General features: G+C 53.8%; 14 protein-coding genes. 11 read left to right on the forward strand and 3 right to left on the reverse strand.

All coding sequences use genetic code 11. The annotated features are described in order from the left end of the window. The first annotated feature begins 200 nt into the window (after nt 1–200). A complete protein-coding gene (locus MHI24_RS24590) occupies nt 201–2297 on the forward strand; it encodes a methyl-accepting chemotaxis protein (protein WP_340022146.1) in 2097 nt (698 codons plus the stop codon). A 424-nt stretch (nt 2298–2721) separates the two neighbouring features. Here the strand turns inward: MHI24_RS24590 and MHI24_RS24595 are convergent, their stop codons facing one another. Next, on the reverse strand, nt 2722–3090 hold the full coding sequence (locus tag MHI24_RS24595) for a hypothetical protein (RefSeq protein WP_340022148.1): 369 nt from the start codon (nt 3088–3090) through the stop codon (nt 2722–2724). 188 nt (nt 3091–3278) lie between these two features. On the opposite strand from MHI24_RS24595, the gene MHI24_RS24600 reads away from it, so the two are divergent. Genes MHI24_RS24600 through MHI24_RS24610 form a run of 3 tightly spaced genes read left to right on the forward strand, consistent with a single transcriptional unit; the run spans nt 3279 to nt 7593 of the window. Beyond that, the gene (locus tag MHI24_RS24600; RefSeq protein WP_340022149.1) at nt 3279–5147 is read left to right on the forward strand and encodes a sensor histidine kinase; all 1869 of its coding nucleotides are present in this window, start codon (nt 3279–3281) and stop codon (nt 5145–5147) included. Nucleotides 5148–5188: 41 nt separating this feature from the next. Continuing rightward, complete coding sequence (locus MHI24_RS24605) at nt 5189–6484, forward strand: ABC transporter substrate-binding protein (RefSeq protein ID WP_340026779.1); 1296 nt, start codon at nt 5189–5191, stop codon at nt 6482–6484. 47 nt (nt 6485–6531) lie between these two features. After that, nucleotides 6532–7593, forward strand: coding sequence for a LacI family DNA-binding transcriptional regulator (locus MHI24_RS24610; protein WP_340022151.1), 1062 nt, complete (start codon nt 6532–6534; stop codon nt 7591–7593). Nucleotides 7594–7656: 63 nt separating this feature from the next. Here the strand turns inward: MHI24_RS24610 and MHI24_RS24615 are convergent, their stop codons facing one another. After that, nucleotides 7657–8871: an AGE family epimerase/isomerase gene (locus tag MHI24_RS24615; RefSeq protein WP_340026780.1), complete on the reverse strand. Its 1215-nt coding sequence runs from the start codon at nt 8869–8871 to the stop codon at nt 7657–7659. 270 nt (nt 8872–9141) lie between these two features. On the opposite strand from MHI24_RS24615, the gene MHI24_RS24620 reads away from it, so the two are divergent. From MHI24_RS24620 to MHI24_RS24645, 6 genes are all read left to right on the forward strand, one after another. Next, a complete protein-coding gene (locus MHI24_RS24620) occupies nt 9142–9906 on the forward strand; it encodes a response regulator (protein ID WP_340022152.1) in 765 nt (254 codons plus the stop codon). A gap of 347 nt (nt 9907–10253) precedes the next feature. Further along, a complete protein-coding gene (locus MHI24_RS24625) occupies nt 10254–11630 on the forward strand; it encodes an extracellular solute-binding protein (protein ID WP_340022153.1) in 1377 nt (458 codons plus the stop codon). Nucleotides 11631–11661: 31 nt separating this feature from the next. Next, nucleotides 11662–12543: a sugar ABC transporter permease gene (locus MHI24_RS24630; RefSeq protein WP_340022154.1), complete on the forward strand. Its 882-nt coding sequence runs from the start codon at nt 11662–11664 to the stop codon at nt 12541–12543. Between the two features lie 4 nt (nt 12544–12547). Further along, nucleotides 12548–13381: a carbohydrate ABC transporter permease gene (locus MHI24_RS24635; protein ID WP_340022156.1), complete on the forward strand. Its 834-nt coding sequence runs from the start codon at nt 12548–12550 to the stop codon at nt 13379–13381. Between the two features lie 89 nt (nt 13382–13470). Beyond that, a complete protein-coding gene (locus MHI24_RS24640; protein ID WP_340022157.1) occupies nt 13471–15540 on the forward strand; it encodes a methyl-accepting chemotaxis protein in 2070 nt (689 codons plus the stop codon). Between the two features lie 108 nt (nt 15541–15648). Then, nucleotides 15649–17466, forward strand: coding sequence for a penicillin-binding transpeptidase domain-containing protein (locus MHI24_RS24645; protein WP_340022158.1), 1818 nt, complete (start codon nt 15649–15651; stop codon nt 17464–17466). Here the strand turns inward: MHI24_RS24645 and MHI24_RS24650 are convergent. Further along, nucleotides 17415–18656, reverse strand: a complete 1242-nt coding sequence (locus tag MHI24_RS24650) for an AI-2E family transporter (RefSeq protein WP_340022159.1) — start codon at nt 18654–18656, stop codon at nt 17415–17417. The two genes, MHI24_RS24645 and MHI24_RS24650, sit on opposite strands and share 52 nt — an antisense overlap. 193 nt (nt 18657–18849) lie before the next feature. Here MHI24_RS24650 and MHI24_RS24655 point away from each other — a divergent pair, with 193 nt between their 5' ends. Continuing rightward, nucleotides 18850–20226 carry a polysaccharide deacetylase family protein gene (locus tag MHI24_RS24655; protein WP_340022161.1) on the forward strand — a complete coding sequence of 459 codons (1377 nt, stop codon included), beginning with the start codon at nt 18850–18852 and terminating at the stop codon, nt 20224–20226. Nucleotides 20227–20318: the final 92 nt, after the last annotated feature.

Raw genomic sequence — 20318 nt, forward strand, 5'->3', positions numbered from 1 at the left:
TTACATACGTCTTCTAATCTAAGGGATAGGCAGGTGATGTAATGGAGGCTCCCCAACCGGAAAGTAAGAGAGACAAACTGAAGGAGAGAAGGATTAAAGTGGCAAAAAACAACAAAAAGCCAAAGGCTGTCCAAAAGACCGAAGCAGGACGTACAGGCGAATCACAGAAAGCAAAGCAAACGGAAGAAAAGGCTGGTTTCATGAAGGTATTGAACGGCTCCTTACGTCAGGTGAAGAGAGTGAACCCGATGAAATCTGTCGGGGTGAAGCTGTTTCTGATCTTTTTATCATCCATTGTCGTTGTCGTGCTGTTCTTGGGTCTTCTGTCGTACAACAAAGCCAAGAATACGATCAAAGACAATGTATCTGAAGCCAACCGTCAGACAATTATTCAGACCTCGGAGAAGCTCGATATTACCTTGAAGCAGTATGAGAATCTTGCGCTCCAGCTCTATTTCGATACACAGATGCAGGCAACGCTGACAGAGCTGTCTACAGCAAAGAACAGCTATGACAGCTTCGTGGCCACAGATGCCATCAGCAAGAAGCTGTCCAGCCAGACCACAACCGATTCCAACATTGTTGCTATCTCGCTAGTTCCGCAGGACACGAAGATGGCGATCATCTCCAGCGGTAGCTCGGGCTTCAATGAGGATGATCTGAGAGACCAGGAATGGTTCAAGAAGGTGGTTGAGAACTCCTCTGCCTATGAACCATACTATACAGGAGAAGCCAAATCTGCCCAGAACTACTGGTTCCCGACCTCCGTTGCCGGCAGCGGCGGGAAGAATATTGCCATGGTGAGAACGCTCAAGAACCTGGGCTCCAATGCGACCTATGTCGTCTTACTGGAGCTTAAGAGCAGCCTTCTGGAGGAGGCGTTCAAGAGTGTGCAGCTTGGGGATGGCTCGCGGATTCAACTGGTAGCTCCGGATGGAACCGTAGTTGCTTCTTCACAGCCGGAAGAGGACGGCAAAGTCTCCGAGCTGACCTTCATTCAGGAGAGCAAGCAGAACAATAACAGCAAGGAAGCCAAGGATGAGAACGGCAAGGATATCCTTGCCGTATACAATCCGATGCAGAAGGCAGACTGGAAGCTTGCCGGGGCAGTGCCAACCGGCGAGCTGGTTGAAGCGGCGACCCCGATTCTTTTCACGACCTTCTTGGCTGCCGGAGCTGCAGCAGTCCTGGCCATTCTGGTCGGCTTCTGGATGGTGCAGCTGATTGCCAAGCCGCTGGCGCGCCTGAAGGATCTGATGCTGAAGGGCTCCGAAGGCGATCTGAGCGTCCGCACCGAGTTCGTCTCGAAGGATGAAATCGGCCAGCTGTCGGCTTCGTTCAACCTTATGATGGAACGGATTACCGATCTGGTCGCCCAGACGACCGATACGGCCCGTGAAGTGCTGGAGACCGCCGGCGAGCTTGGCGAGGCTTCCCGCAAGACGGCCATCTCGGCCAAGGAGATCGCTGCGGCTACAGAAGAGATTGCCGGAGGGGCCGGAAGCCTGGCCCAGGAGGCAGAGCGCGGCAATGAGCTGACCGATCTGATCGGTACGCAGATGCAGAGCGTGATTGCGGCGAATGCCGAGATGGATCAGGCCGCCCGCGGTGTCGGTGAAGCCAGCGGACAGGGAGCATCTCAGCTGGAAGAGCTGCTGGAGCAGACCGGACGCACCGGCGAGATGACCTCTGCCCTCGTAGAGAGAGTCAATAACCTCAAGGAAACGGTATATTCCGTTATTAAGGTGCTGGATGTGATGAAGAATATCACCCAGCAGACGAATATTCTGTCGCTGAATGCTACGATTGAAGCGGCAAGAGCGGGCGAAGCCGGCCGCGGCTTCATGGTTGTAGCCGGGGAAGTGCGCGAGCTTGCAGACCAGTCCAAGCAGTCCATTGCCCTGGTGGCCGGAATTACGGACAAAATTATCGCTGAGATGGATGAGACTGTGGTGGTGCTCTCAGAGGTCGCTCCACTGTTCAAGCAGCAGATGGCATCTGTGAAGGATACCAGCGATATCTTCGTATCCGTGAAGGGCCAGATGGAAGACTTCATCACCAGCCTGGAGTCCGTTACCGGTGCGATCGACAGCCTGAACCATTCGCAGGTTGTGCTGTCTGAGGCCATGGGGAATGTCAGTGCCGTAGCGCAGCAGTCCTCAGCCACCTCCGAAGAGGTAGCTTCGCTGAGCAGTGAGCAGCAGAATGTCAGCGATCATCTGGTATCACTGTCCGGCAAGCTGGAGAGTGCTTCCACCCAGCTGGAGAACAAATTGTCGCTGTTTACGATCAAATAAGACTCAGAGCCGTTCTGATTCAGGGGCGTCACGCAAGCCGGTAATTGGCTGCGTGGCGCCCTTTTTTAGTTGTTGTTTAGGAATGCTGCGCCGAGGGATGGTCCGCTTACTTCACAGTTAGTAACATCTATAAAGAAATCCTGCATAAATTGCAACAAATCCAGCGCTGACTTGCTCTAAAGGCCGGAATTTGTGCAAATTATGCAACAATGTAGCTTAGCCAGTACCATTTTTTTAAAGAATCCTGCAAAAATTGCAACATTACTGCTCCTTACAAGCGGCCAGAGAGAGAAGGCACCAGCATCTTTCACCCGTAGAGTGATTTTATCCATTAGTTGGTCTGTCTCAGCGGTTTACTATGCGTCTTAAGCGCCGTACCACGATGATGAAAGTATGAGTGCCTCTGTTTATACTTTGTTTTGCTTCAATTGCTTTGATACATATCGTTTTTAGCCATATCCAATGCTACTAAGATTTTGATCTGAAACGTTTTACTAAGTCCCTTCATCCAATGTTCAATTGGATACACATCGACTACCGGAGTGACTGTGTCATCATAACGGTCCAGTTCAATTTTAATAACTGAATGAGTATCCACAAGGAAGCTAATTATATCCTCACCCTGATCGGGTATCCAAGATAACACGTGTGCTGTTCTCATAGCCGGAAATGTTTTTCTAATAATGTTTAAGAACCTGCGCTTGGACATATCATTGAACAAATGAAATTTCGAGGCTTTTAATTCTTCTCTATATGCTTGTTCAGTTAAAGTCCCTTTAAGTTTCATACCCATCCTACTTTCCAGAGAAGCCGAACCATTAGCGAATACGGCTATTTTTTATATTACCTTTTTAATTCAAGGAAGCTACCAAACTATCCTTCCTTGTACATCCTTAAGCGAATGCGTATAATGATTTTGTTAGGGTTTTGTTATCTTGTTTGCTGGATTAGTTAGGGAATCTGAACCAGGGAGAAGGCAGAGTGAAAGTAACCCGCAGCTCCAACGGGTGGTCATATATCGCCGACATGTCCATGGAACGGAAGCTGTTCCTGGTCTTTCTGGTGATTATTACGCTCCCGCTGTCTTTTATCAGTGTGATCAGCTTCAGGAGCTATTCCGCATCCATCCAGGCGAACACGGTTGCCTATTCGGAGAAGCTGATTGATCAGATGATGGATTCCATCGATGATTACATAGAAGATATGAAACGGATTTCTTCCATGCCCGCCTACGTGAATGATATCAAGCAGAATCTGATCCGCTCGAACCGTTATTATGAGCAGAAGCAGATGATGAAGGGCGATGCCGGTACGGCTCCGGTTGCTCCCGGCGACCTGGACCTCCTGCTGTCCATTCAGCGGGGCATTGAAGAGAATATTTCGTTTATTAACAACATCAAGCGGGGGACCAATTCTGTCTATATTTTTGATAACTACGGGAATGGTTATTATTCAGCCAAGGATGGAGGCGTCCGGCTGGATCTGATGCAGAGCTACAGGTTCTGGAGCGGGCAGACCAAAGACTCCGGCGGAGAAGCAACCCTCCTGGGAACACAGGCATATACGAGCAATTTGCAGAGTACGCGTTATGCTTTTACCGTGGTGCGCAACATTCTGGACGGGTTATGGAAGCCGGTCGGACTGATCGCGGTGGAGGCCAACTTCAGTAATCTGGAGACCCAGGTGGCGGAGCTGGATAAGGTTACCCGCGGGAAGTCTGTGATTGTGGATCAGTCCGGCAAAGTGATCTATGACAGTGACCAGAAGCTGCTGACGAAGGATATCTCCCGTTCCTCCTTGTTCCAGTCTGCTGTGGGGAGCTCCGGCAGCTTTTATGATACGGTATCCGGAAAGGACCGGCTGAATATCTATTCCAGCTCATCCAAAACAAACTGGAAGGTCATTATCTCCATTCCGGTGGACGAATTAACCCATGGGGTGAAGCTGACCCGTAACGCCACGATAGGCGCCACTCTGGTCATCATTGTGCTGGCCCTGATCATCTCCCTTATTCTGTCGTTTGCCCTGACCAAGCCGCTGACCCGGATGATCCAGCTTATGAAGCAGGTGCAGGGCGGTGATCTGGATGTGACCTTCCGCGTGAAACGCCGTGATGAGATCGGTCTCCTGGGGCATCAATTCAACCGTATGCTGGCCCGCATCCGTCAATTGATTCAGGATATTTACCGGATGGAGGAGCAGAAGAAGGAGGCGGAGCTGCAGGCGCTTCAGAGCCAGATCAATCCGCATTTTATCTATAACACGCTCGAATCCATCCGGATGACGGCGGAGATTAACGATGATACGGACGCGGCTGACATGATCTCCATTCTGGGAAAGCTTCTCCGCTACAGCACCAGTGATCTGTCGGGCTGGACTACAATGAAGCAGGAGCTGCTCTATGTACGTAACTATGTGGAGCTGCTGGGCTGCCGGTATCCCGGGAGATTCGAGCTGACGATTGATGTCCCTGAGGAGCTTGACAGCTATTCCATGATTAAGCTGGTGTTTCAGCCGATCATAGAGAATGCCGCTTATCACGGGCTGGACGATACCAAGCCGCTCATGCATTTGAGCATCACCTGTGAACGAACCGGGCAGAAGCTGCTGTTCCATATCCGGGATGACGGCTGCGGCATGGAGCAGATCACGCTGGATAAGCTCAATCATAGGCTGAGATACGAAGCCCCGCCGAAGGCAAGCATCAATGGCGGTATTGGCATGATCAACGTGCACCAGCGGATACAGCTTCATTATGGACCGGCCTATGGGATTGAGGTGTTCAGCAAGCCGGGCGAGGGTACGGATGTTATTTTATCGCTGCCGCTGCGGGGGACGGTGCAACGTTAATTCAAGGAAAGTTCCACTGAGGGGGAATAGGCTTGAAAAGGATGATTGTATACTTTCGGGTGTATACTTTTCTGCTGCTGATTCTGCTGGTAACCGGCTGTAACAGCTTGGGCGGCAAGGGGCAGGCACCAGCCTTAACGTCTTCTGCCGGAGATGATGAGTCTTCCAGGCTGTCCGGTACCATCGTGATGCTGACGAACCGGATCGACCTGATAGAGAACGGGACCTTTAAGCGCTACGCGGATGAATTCAGGAAGCGGTATCCTGAGGCTAAGGTGGAATTCGAGGGATTGTCCAGCTATGCCACGGATATTCTGGTCCGCTTGTCCACCAAAGATACAGGGGATGTTCTGCTGCTTCCGGTCAATCTGCCTGCGAAGGAGCTGGAGCTGTTCTTTGAGCCTCTGAGTGAGGAGCTGGCGGCAGGGGAGAGATTCACAACCTTCGCCACCTATGACGGCAAGCGGTACGGGCTGTCTACGGGCACCACTACGAGCGGCATCGTGTATAACAAGAAGGCTTTTGCACAAGCGGGGATTGAACGGGTGCCTCAGACGCTGGATGAATTCTACGCTGCCTGTGCCAAGCTGAAGCAGGCGGACATCATCCCGCTGTATATGAACTACGGGGCCGTCTGGCCGCTGCGGGAGTGGGGGAATAATCTGGTTAATTATATGACGGGCAACCCCGATTATCTGAACGATATGGTGCATGAGGACAGTCCCTGGGAGACCGGGAATGAATGGGGGCAGGCGCTGGGCATTGCCAGAACGCTGCTGGCTAAGGGCTATGTCGAGGAGCAGCTTTTCTCGAACAACTGGGAGATCTCCAAGACCAAGCTGGCCAAAGGCGAGGCAGGGATGTATCTGCAGGGGAACTGGACGATCCGGCAGATCATGGATGCAGGCGCTTCCCCGGAGGATATAGGCTTCTTTCCTTTTCCATATAACAATGATCCGGCCCATTATGCTGCGCTTAACCCCGATTGGTTCATGGGTGTCAGCAGGTTCAGCAGCCATAAGGAGCTGGCGATGGCTTGGCTGAAATTTTTCATTACAGAAACCACGTATGCAAAAGACTGGGGGTTCCTGCCAGCGGATGATTCGGACGGGCCCGCCTTAGAGCAGTACAGCGAGTTCCTCTCCTACGATCCGAAGCTGATTGAGGCTACGGTGCAGTCCGATGCCTTCATTGACATGGCGAACCGGGCGAAGCTCAGCTTCTGGTCGGGCGATTATATTCAGGATTTGTTAGCCGCGCCGGATCTGCAGAAGGCCTTTGACCAGTTGAATTCGAAATGGAAGGAAGCGCGCATAAGCCAGCAGGCGTCTCCGTAACCGCGGGCTCTGCGCAGCAAGCAAGTTCACATTCTGGAGGTATTGTTGTGGCCAAAAAAGTAACGATGCAAAAAATAGCCGACCACCTGGGCGTATCCAAGTTCGTGGTCTCCAAAGCGCTCTCCGGCAAGGAGGGGGTCAATGAGACCACCCGGGAGCGGGTGATTGAGGCCGCCTCCCAGCTGGGGTATTTCACTCAAAAAAACGCCTATGGGCAAAATCCGCTGCGCCGGGCACTGACCGGAGAGCATGACCGCAACAAGCAATCCGTGCTGGTGCTGATGCCCAATATCCGCTCCCAGACCCAGGATTCCCTGTATTGGGGCAAAATTGTTGACGGCATTGCGCTGGCTCTCGATCAGGAAGGGCTGGGGATGGTCATCATCTCCGAGCACCGGGCGGATCATTTCGTCAATGTCCTTAATCCCGACGGTCTGCTTGGCCTGATTGGAGTCGGGCAGATCTCTACCGCGCAGCTGCTGGAGGTACGCCGGATCGGGCTGCCGATGGTCATGATTGACCATGAGGATGCACTAATTCCAAGTGATACGGTGTTTGCGAACAACATCGATTCGCTGGCCCGGCTGGTCAATCATCTGATTGGCACCGGTCATACATCCTTTCGTTTCGTCGGCAATATCCGTTACTCCCGCAGCTTCCGGGACCGCTGGATCGGCTTCCGCAGTGCGCTGGAGGAGAACGGGCTGAAGGCGCCGGTGATCGGCGATGAATTGCTGATGGAGGGGATGGTTGACGAAGTGCTGCGCGAACAATTCAGACTCTGGGCTGCCGAGGGGAAGGAATCGGGTACCCTGCCGACTGCACTCGTATGTGCGAACGACCTCATAGCCCTTACGGTCAGCGAAGTGCTGCGGGAAGCCGGGCTTAACATCCCTGGGGATGTATCAGTGACCGGCTTTGACAATATCGAGGATTCCCTGCGGGGAGTCACTCCGCTCACCACCGTTCATGTGCCTAAGGAGGCTATGGGCCGGGCTGCGGTCCAGAAGCTGTTAAGCCGGATTCAGAATCCCGCTGCGCCGCTGGAGAAAATTCTGATCGCGGCAGATATCGTTCACCGGGACTCTGTGGGGAAACCCCGGGCTTGAAGCAGAAGGCCTGCGGGAGTCCGCAGGCCTTCTGCTTCATAGGCTATTACAACTGTTATTCGGTCAATGTAATGGCTCGCCAAGCCGTCTGATCATCTCGAAGCAGGCCCGGCTGTTGTGGTAAGGACATTTCCAGGCGCTGACCTTGGGTGCTGAGGACAGCGGCTGCAGGGATGTATCCACGCCCCAATGCCATTCGCCCAGCTTATGATCAATGATATAGTTGTCGATGAAGCGCCATGAGTTCTCGGCAGCCTGCAGGAAACGCAAATCTCCGGTTAACTGATATGCATTGTAGAATCCGACCATGGCTTCCGCCTGCGGCCACCAGTCTCTGGTCTCATGGGCTTTGTCAATGAAGCCGCTGCGATCAGCCTCATTCCAGATTCCGCCGTCCGGCTCTACTCCCTCTGCCAGCGCGGCTTCGGCCATAGAAAGCGCCGCCTTGCGCACACGCCCAAGCAATGCTTTGTCCCCAAGCAGTTCCGCAGCTTCATAGAGCAGCCAGCTTCCCTCTATATCGTGGCCGAAGGAAATAAGCTCGGACTTCACCTGCCACTCTTCATCCATGAACAGGTGGAAGTGCCTGCCGTCTGCATCCAGGATATGGTCCAGCATCGTTCCGATCAGCTCAGCCAGCTTGCTCCGAAGAAGCTCTGACTTCCATACCCGGTACAAGCCGGTGTACCCTTCCAGCACATGCAGATGCGTGTTCATGGATTTTTTCTCATTCATATCCTTCGCACTGAGACTTAAGGCATCGGTCATCTCCCACTCCCGTGACAAGGCTTCAATATACCCTTGGTGCACAGGATCGTAGCCGTACCTCTCAATCAGGTGGAAGAGATCAACAGCATGCTGAAGCGGGTCCTCCCGTCCGGTGGCATGATGAAATTCCGCCAAGGCGTACACGGTAAAAGCAAGTCCATAGATTTGTTTCTTCGGCTGGGCAGCAGCGCCATGTTCATCCACCATCCAGAAGAATCCGCCGAACTTCTGATCTGTGAAATGCCGGATAAGATAGTCATAGGCACGTTCAGCGGCGGCCAGATATTCCGGGGCATTGTACACTCTGTAAGCACTTGCAAAAGTCCAGAGAATCCTTGCGTTCAGGACAAGGCTTTTGTCAGCACCGGGGATCACCTTCAGCTGGCTATCCATTTCACCGATAAAGCCGCCATACGTCTCATCCAGCGTGTGCTTCATCCAGAAGTCCAGAATATTCGTCTTCAGCTCTGCTTCCAGTTTGTCCCGCCATTTCTCCAATGAATGATTCATCACGATCTGTTCACTCCTTAATGTTCTGACTGGAATGTTCTACTGGCAGTGGAGTTTATACTCTTCTTTTTGTTATAGTTATGTTAGTGAATAATAATAACGAAGTATAATTATGTTATAACCCTTTTCAGGCAGCAATTCAAGCGGGAAATCAATAAAGTAAATTGAAGACTATAAAAGTGCATACGGACACATTTTCTACTGTACCTGTTAAGTCTATAATTGAGTTGAGAGCGCTATCATAGCGGATAAGATGATGGGGGCGATAGGGTGGTAATCCGGATCATGATTGCGGATGATGAGGAAGTGATCCGCCGCGGGCTTGAGAAGATTGCTTCCAGAATGGATTTGGAGGTCAAGGTGATTGGTTCATACGGCAACGGGCACGAAGCCTGGAATCATCTGCAGAAGCTAAGCCTGAATGAGCTTGATCTTCTGGTTACAGATATCAAGATGCCAAGAATGGATGGATTCAAGCTGATCGAAGCGGCGAGAGCACATCTTAAGACGTTGCCTATAGCAGTACTGAGCGGCTTCAGCGAATTCGATTACGCCCGCAAGGCCATGCGCTTCGGGGTGCTCGATTATCTGCTGAAGCCCATTGATAAGGCGCAATTATATGATTTGCTCCAGAGTGTAGGCGAGAATAAGCAGACCGCTGCGGCGGCTGTACAGGGTCAAGTACCGCCGCAGCCGTCCGAAGGCGGGGAGCATTATGTGGTCGAGCAGATGAAGAGCATTCTGGAGCAGGAATACGGGCTTAACTTCGAGCTGGAGCGTCTGGCCGAGCTCGTAGGAATGAATGCGAGCTATATCAGCCGCTTGTTCAAGCATAAGACAGGGCAGACCATTACCGACTACCTGATCGGCATCCGGATTACGGAGGCCAAGAAGATGCTGCTCGATCATCCCGATCTGAAGAATTATGAAATCGCTGACAGAGTCGGCTACAGTGATCCGGTCTATTTCAATAAGCTGTTCAAAAGGATGTGCGGCATGACTCCCAAGGAGTATAAAGGCCGGTACAGATCCTGACAGGCGTGACTTTAACGATACTACATATGGGCACTACCTGTTCACTTCCTCAAGGAGTGATGGGGTAGTGTTTTTCTTTGTGGTGTAATCGAAAAACCGAACACATTGTTCGTGCATAAGCGCCAGCATCTGTCGCCCGCAAGGCGGTTTTTCCTTAAATGCTATATTTTGAATAACAAAAATAACAAATACAAGACCAGAAAAAGCAATTCAAACCATCGTTTTAGGTATTTTAGCAGACTATAATTGTTTTGTAAGCGATAACAATGGGTTATGTAAGCGCTATTGTTATTGTGTTTGTTAGTATTACATCCGCTTCTAATATGAAGAGAGGGGTCAGAAAGACTATGAACAAAACCAAAGCAGTTACCGGATTGGCAGCGCTGGCACTGATGGCCGGGCTATTCTCCGGCTGTACATCGGGCAATAACAATGCCACAAATGCGGCAGCAACCAATGCAGGCGGCAGCACAGATACCGCGACGGAGGCAACGGCAGCTCCAGAGGGAGATGCGGCTAAGGACATCAAGGGTGATATCACGGTGATCACACAGCGGACGGATATCGTGGATACCGTATTCAAAGAATACGCCGCCAAGTTCAATGAGAAATATCCGAATATCAAGGTGAATTTCGAGGCCTTATCCAACTATGAGGACCAGATCAAAATCCGCATGAGCACCAATGATTACGGGGATGTTCTGCTGCTGCCGACCAGCATTGCGATCAAGGATCTGCCGGACTTTTTCGAGCCGCTGGGTAAAAAGTCTGAGCTTGAGCAGCAGTATACGGGCCTTGAAGAGCGGACAGTAGACGGAATCTCGTACGGCATTCCGATTACGGTTAATTTCTCCGGCGTGATCTACAACAAGAAGGTCTTCCAGGATGCGGGAGTGACCGAGGTTCCAAGAACCTTCGACCAGTTCTCCGCCGCACTGAAGAGCATCAAGGAGAAGACGGATGCTGTTCCGCTCTATACGAACTACGCCTCAGGCTGGGCGTTGACGCAGTGGGAAGCGGATCTGGCGACCGTTGCCGGGGACCGTGAATATGTCAACATCGGGCAGGTGGCTTCTGACGATAACTTCGTGCCGGGCCAGCCGCACTATGAGCTGTACAAAGTGATGTACGATGCCGCCAAAGACGGCCTGATCGAAGAGGACCCGACAACCACAGACTGGGAATCCTCCAAGGCGGACCTGGCAAGCGGCAAAATCGGTACAATGATGCTCGGCTCCTGGGCCATCGGGCAGATTAAAGGGCTGGCCGCGAACCCGGACGATGTAGGCTTCATGCCGTTCCCGACCAATGCCGATAAGATCCTGGTTCCGCTGTCTGACGACTATAACCTGGGCATTAGCATTCACAGCAAGCATAAAGAAGCCGCCAGAGCATGGGTGGACTGGTTCATCAATGAGTCCGGTTATCCGACGGTGGAAGGCGGAGGGATGAGCCCGGTCAAAGGAGCAGAGCTGCCGGAGATCCTCAAGCAATTTGAAGGCACGGACATTACCTTTGACACGCTTGCTCCTGCCAAAGCCGGTGAAGAAGGCTGGGTGGATGCCATTGACAAAGAGGCTGAAATCGGCCTGTGGCAGCCTGACTTCAAGAAGGTTATCATCGAAGCGGCAATTGGCAACCGCAAACAATCCTATGACGACATCATGAAAGAGCTTAATGATAAATGGAAAGCGGCCAGAGCCAAAATTGTTAGTGCCAAGTAGCATGGGCGCCTGAAGTTCAGGAGGTGGGGGAGTGCCCAAATTGTCTAATCTGAGCTATAAAAATCAACGGATTCTGATCATCTTTTTATTCTCGCTAATACCTGTAGCTCTGCTGGTAACGTTCTCTTATCTGCCGGTATTCAAAATGTTCCAGTACAGCTTCACAAGCTGGGACGGTCTCAGCAAAAAGATGGAGTACATCGGCTTCGACAACTATAAGACGATCTTCACCAAGCCGGAGTACTTCGCCGTGTTTAAGGTCAGCCTGTATTATTTTTTCGCTACCTTTGTGCAGATGGGGCTGGCGCTTTATTTTGCCACGATCCTCAGCTTCAATGTCCGGATGAAGAACTGGTTCAAAGGAATTCTGTTCTTTCCGACCCTGCTGAACGGGGTGGCCATCGGGTTCATCTTTCTGTTCTTTTTCAAGCCGGAAGGCACGCTGAATACGATTCTTGATCTGCTCGGACTCGGGGCGTTACAGCAGAAATGGCTGCTGAATCCGCAGCTTATCAACGTTTCTCTGGCCTTTGCCTCGGTATGGCGTTATATGGGCATGAACTTTATTATCTTCCTTGGCGCAATCTCCTCGATCGGCAGCGAGATCTATGAGGCCTCGGACATCGACGGCGCGAACCGCTGGCATCAGTTCCGGCATATTATCCTGCCCAGCATCAAGCGCATCCTGCAGCTTAATCTGATTCTTGCGGTCAGCGGGGCAATCGGTGTGTTCGAAATCCCGTATGTCATGACCGGCGGCTCGAACGGCAGCGGCACTTTTGTCATCCAGACGGTCGATGTGGCCTTCAAATACAGCAAGCTGGGGCTGGCTTCGGCAATGGCTGTGGTGCTGCTCGGAATCGTTGTTCTGGTTACCATCCTGCAGCGCATTCTGATCAAGGAGGAGACATAGATCGATGCATACCTTGAAATACAATCTGGCCGCGTTCTTCAAATATCTCTCCCTGGTGCTGGGTGCGCTGATGGCGCTAATTCCGATTGTCGTCGTCTTTTTCGCCTCCTTGAAGACCAATGCCGAATACGCCTCAACTGGTCCGCTGACCCTGCCGGAGAACTGGATGAATTTTGCCAACTATTCTAAGGCCTTCGTGGACGGAAACATGCTGCTGGGCTTCATGAACACGATCATTATCGTCCTTATTTCCATCGCGGGCGCTACGTTTACCGGTTCGATGATGGCTTATATTCTGGCCCGGTTCAAATTCAGAGGCAGTAAGCTGCTTATGGGCGCTTTTCTGCTGGCAACACTGATTCCCGGAGTCACAACGCAAGTTGCAACCTTTCAGATCATCAACGCCCTGGATTTGTTCAACACCCGCTGGGCGCCGATCCTGATGTATCTGGGGACCGATATTATCGCTGTCTATATCTTCATGCAGTTCCTGGACTCGATCTCTGAATCGCTGGACGAATCGGCCATGCTGGACGGGGCCTCCTACTGGACGATCTACTGGAGAATTATTCTTCCGTTGCTGAGTCCGGCCATTGTGACGGTGATTATTGTGAAGGGCGTTAATATCTACAACGATTTCTACACCCCTTTTCTGTATATGCCCAAAAGCAGCCTGCAGGTCGTGTCCACCGCACTCTTCAAATTCAAAGGACCCTACGGCTCCCAGTGGGAGGTCATCTGCGCCGCGATTATGATCGCCATCATTCCGACGCTGATCGCGTTTGTGGCGCTGCAGAAATACATTTATAACGGCTTTGCCCAAGGGTCGGTCAAATAACACGTAGAACAAAATCACAGCCACACAAGATCTATTGTTATATCATAAATAGAGTTATGAATATATTCATAGAATCTGGCGGTGATTTTTTGAGCAAGTCAACAGTTGGAAGTAAACGTTTTCTTTCTCGGCTGCGTCCCTCCAAGTCGCTGGGGATGCGGCTCTTTCTTGTGTTTTTCGTTGCGACTATGGGCATTGTGCTGTCTCTGGGCTACACCTCATACTCCGTTGCTAAACAAACCATTGAGAATAATGCCTTGTCTGCCAATCAGCAGACGGTTGAACAGACCGCCGAGAAGCTGGATGTAGTTCTGCAGCGCTTCGAAGATAATCTCAGCCAGCTGATCTATAACAAGGACATTCAGCAGGCCCTCGCTGCGGGAGGTCCCGCCGCTGAAGGCTCCAAGGAGCGCCTGGAGCTGTCTAGTGTGATTACTGCTGAGCTGAGCCATTGGCTCTCGGCTGTGCCCAGTGTGCAGGCGGTCTATCTGATTCCGCTGAATGAAGCCTTGCCTGTTGCCGCTGCCGGCGCATCCGACCAGGAATTTCTGACGGGGGTGCGCAAGGCTGAATGGTACAAGCAGCTGGAGAAGGAACCGCAGAGGCTGTGGATCACCGAGGCGCTGGGGCAGGGCGAAGCATCCGGGGTGGTCCGTTTTGCGAAATCGGCCGTTGCTGAAGCCGGAGGTTCAGGTTATCTGGCCGTCTGCGATATCAAGACGACAGAGCTTGACAGCCATCTTGGCATGGTTGATCTGGGCCAGAATTCTTATGTCCAGCTGCTGACTGCTGCGGATGAGCTGATCGCCTCCTCCCGGCATGATGAGGCCGATACTTATCTGCGGCTTGGCGGAACCTTATTCAAGGGGCTCAGCAAGCAGTCCGGCTCGCTGCCGACCAAGGACGAGAAGGGCAACTCGATTCTGGCTGTATACGGCACGCTGCAGAGCTCAGGCTGGAGGCTGCTCGGCGTAGTTCCTTCCGCCAATCTGATCAAGGATGCGGGCCGGATTCTGAATACTACATACATTGCGGTGGCTGCCGCTGCTGCCGTGGCTGTGCTGATCGGCTTCTGGATGGTCCGGATGGTCTCGCGTCCGCTGTCCTGCCTGCGGGATCTGATGGTCAAGGGTGCGGCGGGGGATTTGCGTGTACGCACACAGGCCGTCTCACGGGATGAGATCGGCCAGCTGTCCGGCTCCTTCAATACGATGATGGAGCAGATTACAGAGCTGGTCGTACACACCAACGAGACGGCACGCGAGGTGCTGGAGACGGCGGATGCGCTGAGTCACGCCTCACATGAGACGGCGGTGGCTGCGAAGGATATCGCTGCTGCGACCGAAGAGATTGCCGGAGGCGCAGGCAGCCTGTCGCTGGAGGCAGACCGCGGCAATGAGATGACCTCGCTCATCACGGAGCGGATGGATGCCGTTACGGCTGCGGCCCATGAGATCGGCGGAACCGCCCATCATGTCGAGCAGGCAAGCAGTGAAGGGGTAGTCAAGCTGCAGGAGCTGCTGGGCCGGACACAGGAGACGGGCGAGCGGACCAGCAATCTGGTGATTAAGGTGAATGAACTGAAGGAATCGGCCGCGTCTGTCGTCCAAGTGCTGGAGGTCATGCAGGGCATTGCGCAGCAGACCAACATTCTGGCCTTGAACGCTTCTATTGAAGCGGCCCGGGCAGGTGAGGCCGGCAAAGGCTTCACTGTTGTGGCCGATGAGATCCGCGGGCTGGCAGAGCAGTCCAAGCGTTCAATTGCTGTCGTGGCCGGGATTACGGACAGTATCCGCAAGGACATTCATGAGACCGTAGACGCATTGTCCGAGGTGGCTCCGCTGTTTGGAGAACAGATCGCGTACGTTCAGAACGCCAGCGACATTTTCACGAATGTCCAGGAGCAGATGCATCATCTGATTACCCGGCTGGATTCGGTGTCTGTCTCGATTGACGGACTGGACCATTCGCAGAAGGTGCTGTCGGAGACGATCGGCAATGTCAGCTCCTTCGCCGAAGAATCCTCTGCCGCCTCCGAAGAGGTAGCCTCCCTTACGGGCGAACAGGAGAATGTCAGCGAATATCTGGTCAATCTCTCCGCCAAGCTGGCAAGCGCATCGGCAAAGCTCGGGGAGCGTTTATCCAAATTCAGCGTGTGAGCCTAACTTCTTAGACCGCTTTCCTATATGGAGGGCGGTTATTTTGTTATTTCAGCTGGGGTATACTAGTAGCCATGGTTTTCAGCCCACCGGATGGAGGAATAGTACTTGCACAAGCTGATTCATAAACGTATCTTTTGGGGATGGCTGATTCTGTGTATCCTGCTGGCCGGTCTGATTATCAGGCTGGCCTGGGTTCAACTGCTGCTGAAGGATCAGCGGGTTGGCGGAACCCGGTATACAATGACCCAGATGGCGGAAATCCAGAGTGAACGGGAAACGGTGCTGGACAGCGGAAGAGGACGGCTCTACGATAAGCACGGAAAAGCGCTGGCCGGCGAGACGGTCTGGACGGCTGCCCTGTTCCCGCAGGAGGAGCAGCCTGCCCAACATCATGGTGCCAGTGAGCCTAACGACGACCGGCAGCTCCACCGGCTGGCAGAGATTCTCGGCGTCAGCTTCAGCGAGCTGAAGGCCAGACGCACCGGTCTGAAGGAGCCGCTGCTCTGGCCCTCCAGCCAGGGGCCGGGACCATTAGCCCTGACATTGCCGCAGGCCAGGGAGGTGGAAGGGCTGAAGCTTGACGGCGTGCGGGCGCTGCCGTTCGCGCGCCGGTATGACGGCCTCACCACAGGCCGGCAATGGCTCGGGTATCTCTCCGAGGCGTCAGGCGAAGCGCTCCGGCAATCGCCTACTGGCCTGAGAGTTCCGAGAGTAGGCACCGGCGGGCTGGAGAAGACGCTGGAGCCGCTGCTCCAGGGCGTAGGGCACACCGAGGCGGTGGCGCAGGTCGATGCGCGCGGGAAACGGGTTCCGGGCAGCCCGATTACCATCAAGGCGCCGGGTAATCCGTATTATCCGTTGTCTTTATATACCACCATTGATCTTAAGCTTCAGGAGGGCATTGAACAGCTGGCGAGAGATGCGGGGGTGAAGGAAGGGGCGATTGTCGTCCTGGACAGCGAGACCGGAGATATCGCGGCGATGGTCTCCCTGCCCTTCTATAATCCGCAGCAGATCTCTCCGCAGGGCGGGGAATGGAACAACCGTGCACTGCAGGCGGCGGCCCCCGGCTCCATCTTCAAGATCGTGACGGCTGCTGCGGCGCTCGAAGCGGGCCTGACGGAACCGGCGGAGCCATTCTTCTGCAGCGGGGACTACGGCAAATACGGGCTGACCTGCCTGCACGGCAAAGGACACGGCGCCCTTACGATGGCGCAAGGGTTCGCCGTGTCCTGTAATACCGTATTCGCCACCCTGGCCGAGCGGCTGAGCGGGATGCAGCTTCAATCGGCTGCGCTGGCCCTGGGCCTGGGCCGGGATATCGGCTGGCAGGCCGAGAACACATTGGGCCTGCCGCTGCTCCGCCCGCTCTCCGGTGAGCAGGCGGGCACGATCTTCACCACCCTGCTGCCCGATGACGGCGGGGCCAGGGTCCAGACTGCCATCGGGCAGCGCGATGTGCGGATCACCCCGCTGCAGGCGGCGAATCTGGTCGTTACGCTGCTGCACGGCGGTGAGGTTCGGGCGCCGCGAATCCTCCAGCGGGTTGCTTTTGCCAACGGGCAGACGCTGAAGGAGCTTCCGGCACATCTGGCGCCGATGCCGGGAGGCAGAATCTCCAAGGCCACCGCGCATGTGCTGCTGGATATGATGCGCAGCGTGGTGACAGAGGGAACCGGCCGAAGCCTGAAGCATTCCCCCTGGCCGCTTGCGGGCAAATCAGGTACAGCCCAGACGCTGGTCCGGGGCGCGGCCCGCAACAACCAATGGTTCATCGGCTACGGTCCGGTAGACCATCCGCGCTATGCGGTATCCGTTGCCGTTGAGAATGTCGCTCCGGGCAGTTCGCATCTGGCCACCCGGCTGTTCGGTCAGGTATTTGGATTATTGTCAGAGCCCGAGCCCGGTTCCACCGGAGTCTGAGTACCCTGTCTGGCTGGCGACGGCTCCGCAGGAACCTCTGCCGCCGGATCACCGCTCACCGGACCGCCCGCAGTAGAAGCCTGGGAGGCGGCGAAGGGAGACACGACGAATTCCTCCTCCGGCAGGTGAATCCATTGCTGGAGATAGCCCTGCTGAATCAGCTCCTTCAGGAGAATGAGCAGAATCGGCGACAGGATAAGTCCGGCGATCCCGAACAGGGACGAGGAGAGAATGACGAACGAGAGCATCAGGAAGGCGGAGGAGACGCCGATCGAGTTCCCGGTGATTTTGGGCTCAAGCAGCTGTCTTACCACCATCACCACCGCCAGCAGCACAATCAGGCCGATGGCCAGCGGCGTGTTGCCGACAATGAACAGGTAGATGATCCAGGGGATCAGCACCGCCGGTACGCCGAGCAGCGGCAGCACATCAACCAGTGCGCAGACCAGTGCGATGGTGATCACATTGCCTGTGCGCAGAATTAGCAAGCCTACCAGTATAATGACGAAGGTGATGCTGATCAGGATCAGCTGGGCTTTCAGATAAGAACCGATGGCCTTGAATACATTGCCCTGAAGGAACGCATAAGCGTTCTTGAACGTTCTCGGCAGCTTCTCATGGGCTATTCTTCGCCAGTCCTTGATCTCCATGCTCAGGAAGAAGGCCAGAATGATCGCAATCCCGAAGTTGGCCATGAAGGAGGAGAAAGAACCAAGCACTCCGACCATATACTTGAAGAAGGCAACCATCCACTTCGAGAGAATATTGGTGGCATCCGTGAAGTAGCCGTTCAGCTTATCCGTCACATCAGCCGGGAGCGCATCAATCTTATGCTGAAGATAATTGGTCGTATCGGTGAAATGCTGCTGAATGATGTATGTATAGTGAGGCAGATTGTGCTGAAGGCGGATCACCTGGGTCGTAATGAGCAGGCCTGCACCGAACAGCACGCCCAGCAGGATCACCAGGAACAACACCACCGAGATTGCGGAGGCAAAAGGCTTGGCCATCCCCTTGCGGTTCAGGAAGCGGGCCAGCGGCTCTATCAGCAGAAAGACAAAAAAGGACAGAAATACCGGTGCGGCCAGCTGGTACAGCTTGCTGAAGGCAAGCATCACGAGGTATACCGTAAGAATGACCAGCCCGATGTCGAAAAAGGTGCGCCAATATTTTTTGTACAGTGGCAGCATAGATATAAACGACCCCTTTTTATAGTTGATTTGTAGTCCGACCTTCAACTCATTGTACACGATTTTAATAAAAACCGTCTATTTCTTTGGCACCTGTGTTAAAATAGGGGGTGATGTTTTTGGCCGTATCACATCTAGATGTTTGCAGACGTAGGTCGAGCCAAAGTCAACTCAGGAAAAGCGGTGAATATACATGCAGACTTTGCTGCTCTGGCTATTTTACATTTCTACCTTTTATGCTTTTATTCCCGGCATGATCAGCCGCTTGTTTGGCTATCGTGTCTTCCGCAAAGGAATCGGCCGTACGGATTATTGCCTGACCTTCGATGACGGGCCTGATCCGCATTATACACCATTACTGCTCGATCTGCTGAAGCGCTACGGGGTGAAGGCCACCTTCTTCGTTGTCGGCTCCCATGCGGAGCAGCACCCCGGGATTATCAAGCGCATGCATGAGGAAGGGCATCTGATCGGGATTCATAATTATGTCCATAAGACGAACTGGCTGATGCGTCCGGCCACGGTAAGGAAGCAGATTGACCAGACCAGCGACATCATCTTCGCGATTACCGGCGAGCGCAGTACGTATTACCGCCCGCCTTGGGGAATTGTGAACCTGTTTGATTTCTCCAAGCGCCGGCAGGTGCAGATTGTGCTGTGGTCGGCGATGTTCGGCGACTGGAAAGAGAAGCTCGGGGTTGAGCGGCTGACTGAGAAGCTGCTTGCCAAGCTGGGACCTGGCGAAGTTATGCTGCTTCATGACTGCGGCACCACGCTCGGCGCTGATCCGAATGCGCCGGAGCATATGCTGATTGCGCTGGAGCGGATGCTGGAGGAGGCCGAGCAGCGCGGCCTGAAGAGCGTGCGGATTGATGAGATGATCCGGGCGGTGCGCAGCTCCCCTGTCACCGGCCTGTCGTTCGGCAAGCGGCTGCTCGTCGGACTATGGCTGGGCTGGGAGAAGCTCTTTCAGCTGCTGTTCCAGATCAAGACGGTTACGCCGCAAGAGCCGTTCCTGCATTACCGCGTACGCAAGTATCAGGGCAGAACGGTCCTGATGGATAACGGTGAGTCCCTCATCAAAGGCGACAAGGTGATCGAGCTGCATTTCGATAACAGACAGCTGTTCGAGCTAGGGGTGAATTCCCGTTCCATCGCCCAGCTGGCAATCCGCCTGATCCGCCGGATGGAGAAGGATCTGCCGCTGCTGGCCGAGCGGATTGCCGGTGATGTGGAGCTGGCTGAGGCCAAGGCGCTCTACGGCGTCAGCATGATTAACCGCGGGCCGGAGAAATTCGGCTTCATGGTGCTGGATCTGCCGGGCGGGCTGTTCGCCAGCAGCACCAAGTTCTACCTCAGAATCCTGATGGGAGTGCTTCATCCGTCAGGCGGGGCGAGACTCAAGGTGCGCAGTGACCAGCTGGTGCCCAAGATGATGCTGTTGCCGGTATCGCAGCTGCTGGACCAGATGAACTGCCGGCATCCGCAGAAGCCGGTGCCGCAGGAGCGGATGCGGGAAGAGGATTTGGCGCTTAACGCTGAACTGCCTGGAGCAACGGCCGTTCATTGATTATAAGAATGTAAAAGTCAGCAGAGATTCTCCGATAGCCGGAGGATCTCTGCTTTTTTGTGTTTGTGACATCAGCTGATATTTTGCAGATA

Origin of the sequence: Paenibacillus sp. FSL K6-1096, from assembly GCF_037977055.1 — a bacterium.
Classification (GTDB): Bacteria; Bacillota; Bacilli; order Paenibacillales; family Paenibacillaceae; genus Paenibacillus_AQ.

What these genes read in the sequence shown, in the direction of transcription:
- MHI24_RS24590 (WP_340022146.1), top strand. Translation starts at nt 201, where the DNA reads ATGAAGGTATTGAACGGCTCCTTACGTCAGGTGAAGAGAGTGAACCCG.
- MHI24_RS24650 (WP_340022159.1), bottom strand. Translation starts at nt 18,656, where the DNA reads ATGCTGCCACTGTACAAAAAATATTGGCGCACCTTTTTCGACATCGGG.
- MHI24_RS24605 (WP_340026779.1), top strand. Translation starts at nt 5,189, where the DNA reads ATGATTGTATACTTTCGGGTGTATACTTTTCTGCTGCTGATTCTGCTG.
- MHI24_RS24625 (WP_340022153.1), top strand. Translation starts at nt 10,254, where the DNA reads ATGAACAAAACCAAAGCAGTTACCGGATTGGCAGCGCTGGCACTGATG.
- MHI24_RS24655 (WP_340022161.1), top strand. Translation starts at nt 18,850, where the DNA reads ATGCAGACTTTGCTGCTCTGGCTATTTTACATTTCTACCTTTTATGCT.
- MHI24_RS24615 (WP_340026780.1), bottom strand. Translation starts at nt 8,871, where the DNA reads ATGAATCATTCATTGGAGAAATGGCGGGACAAACTGGAAGCAGAGCTG.
- MHI24_RS24635 (WP_340022156.1), top strand. Translation starts at nt 12,548, where the DNA reads ATGCATACCTTGAAATACAATCTGGCCGCGTTCTTCAAATATCTCTCC.
- MHI24_RS24595 (WP_340022148.1), bottom strand. Translation starts at nt 3,090, where the DNA reads ATGGGTATGAAACTTAAAGGGACTTTAACTGAACAAGCATATAGAGAA.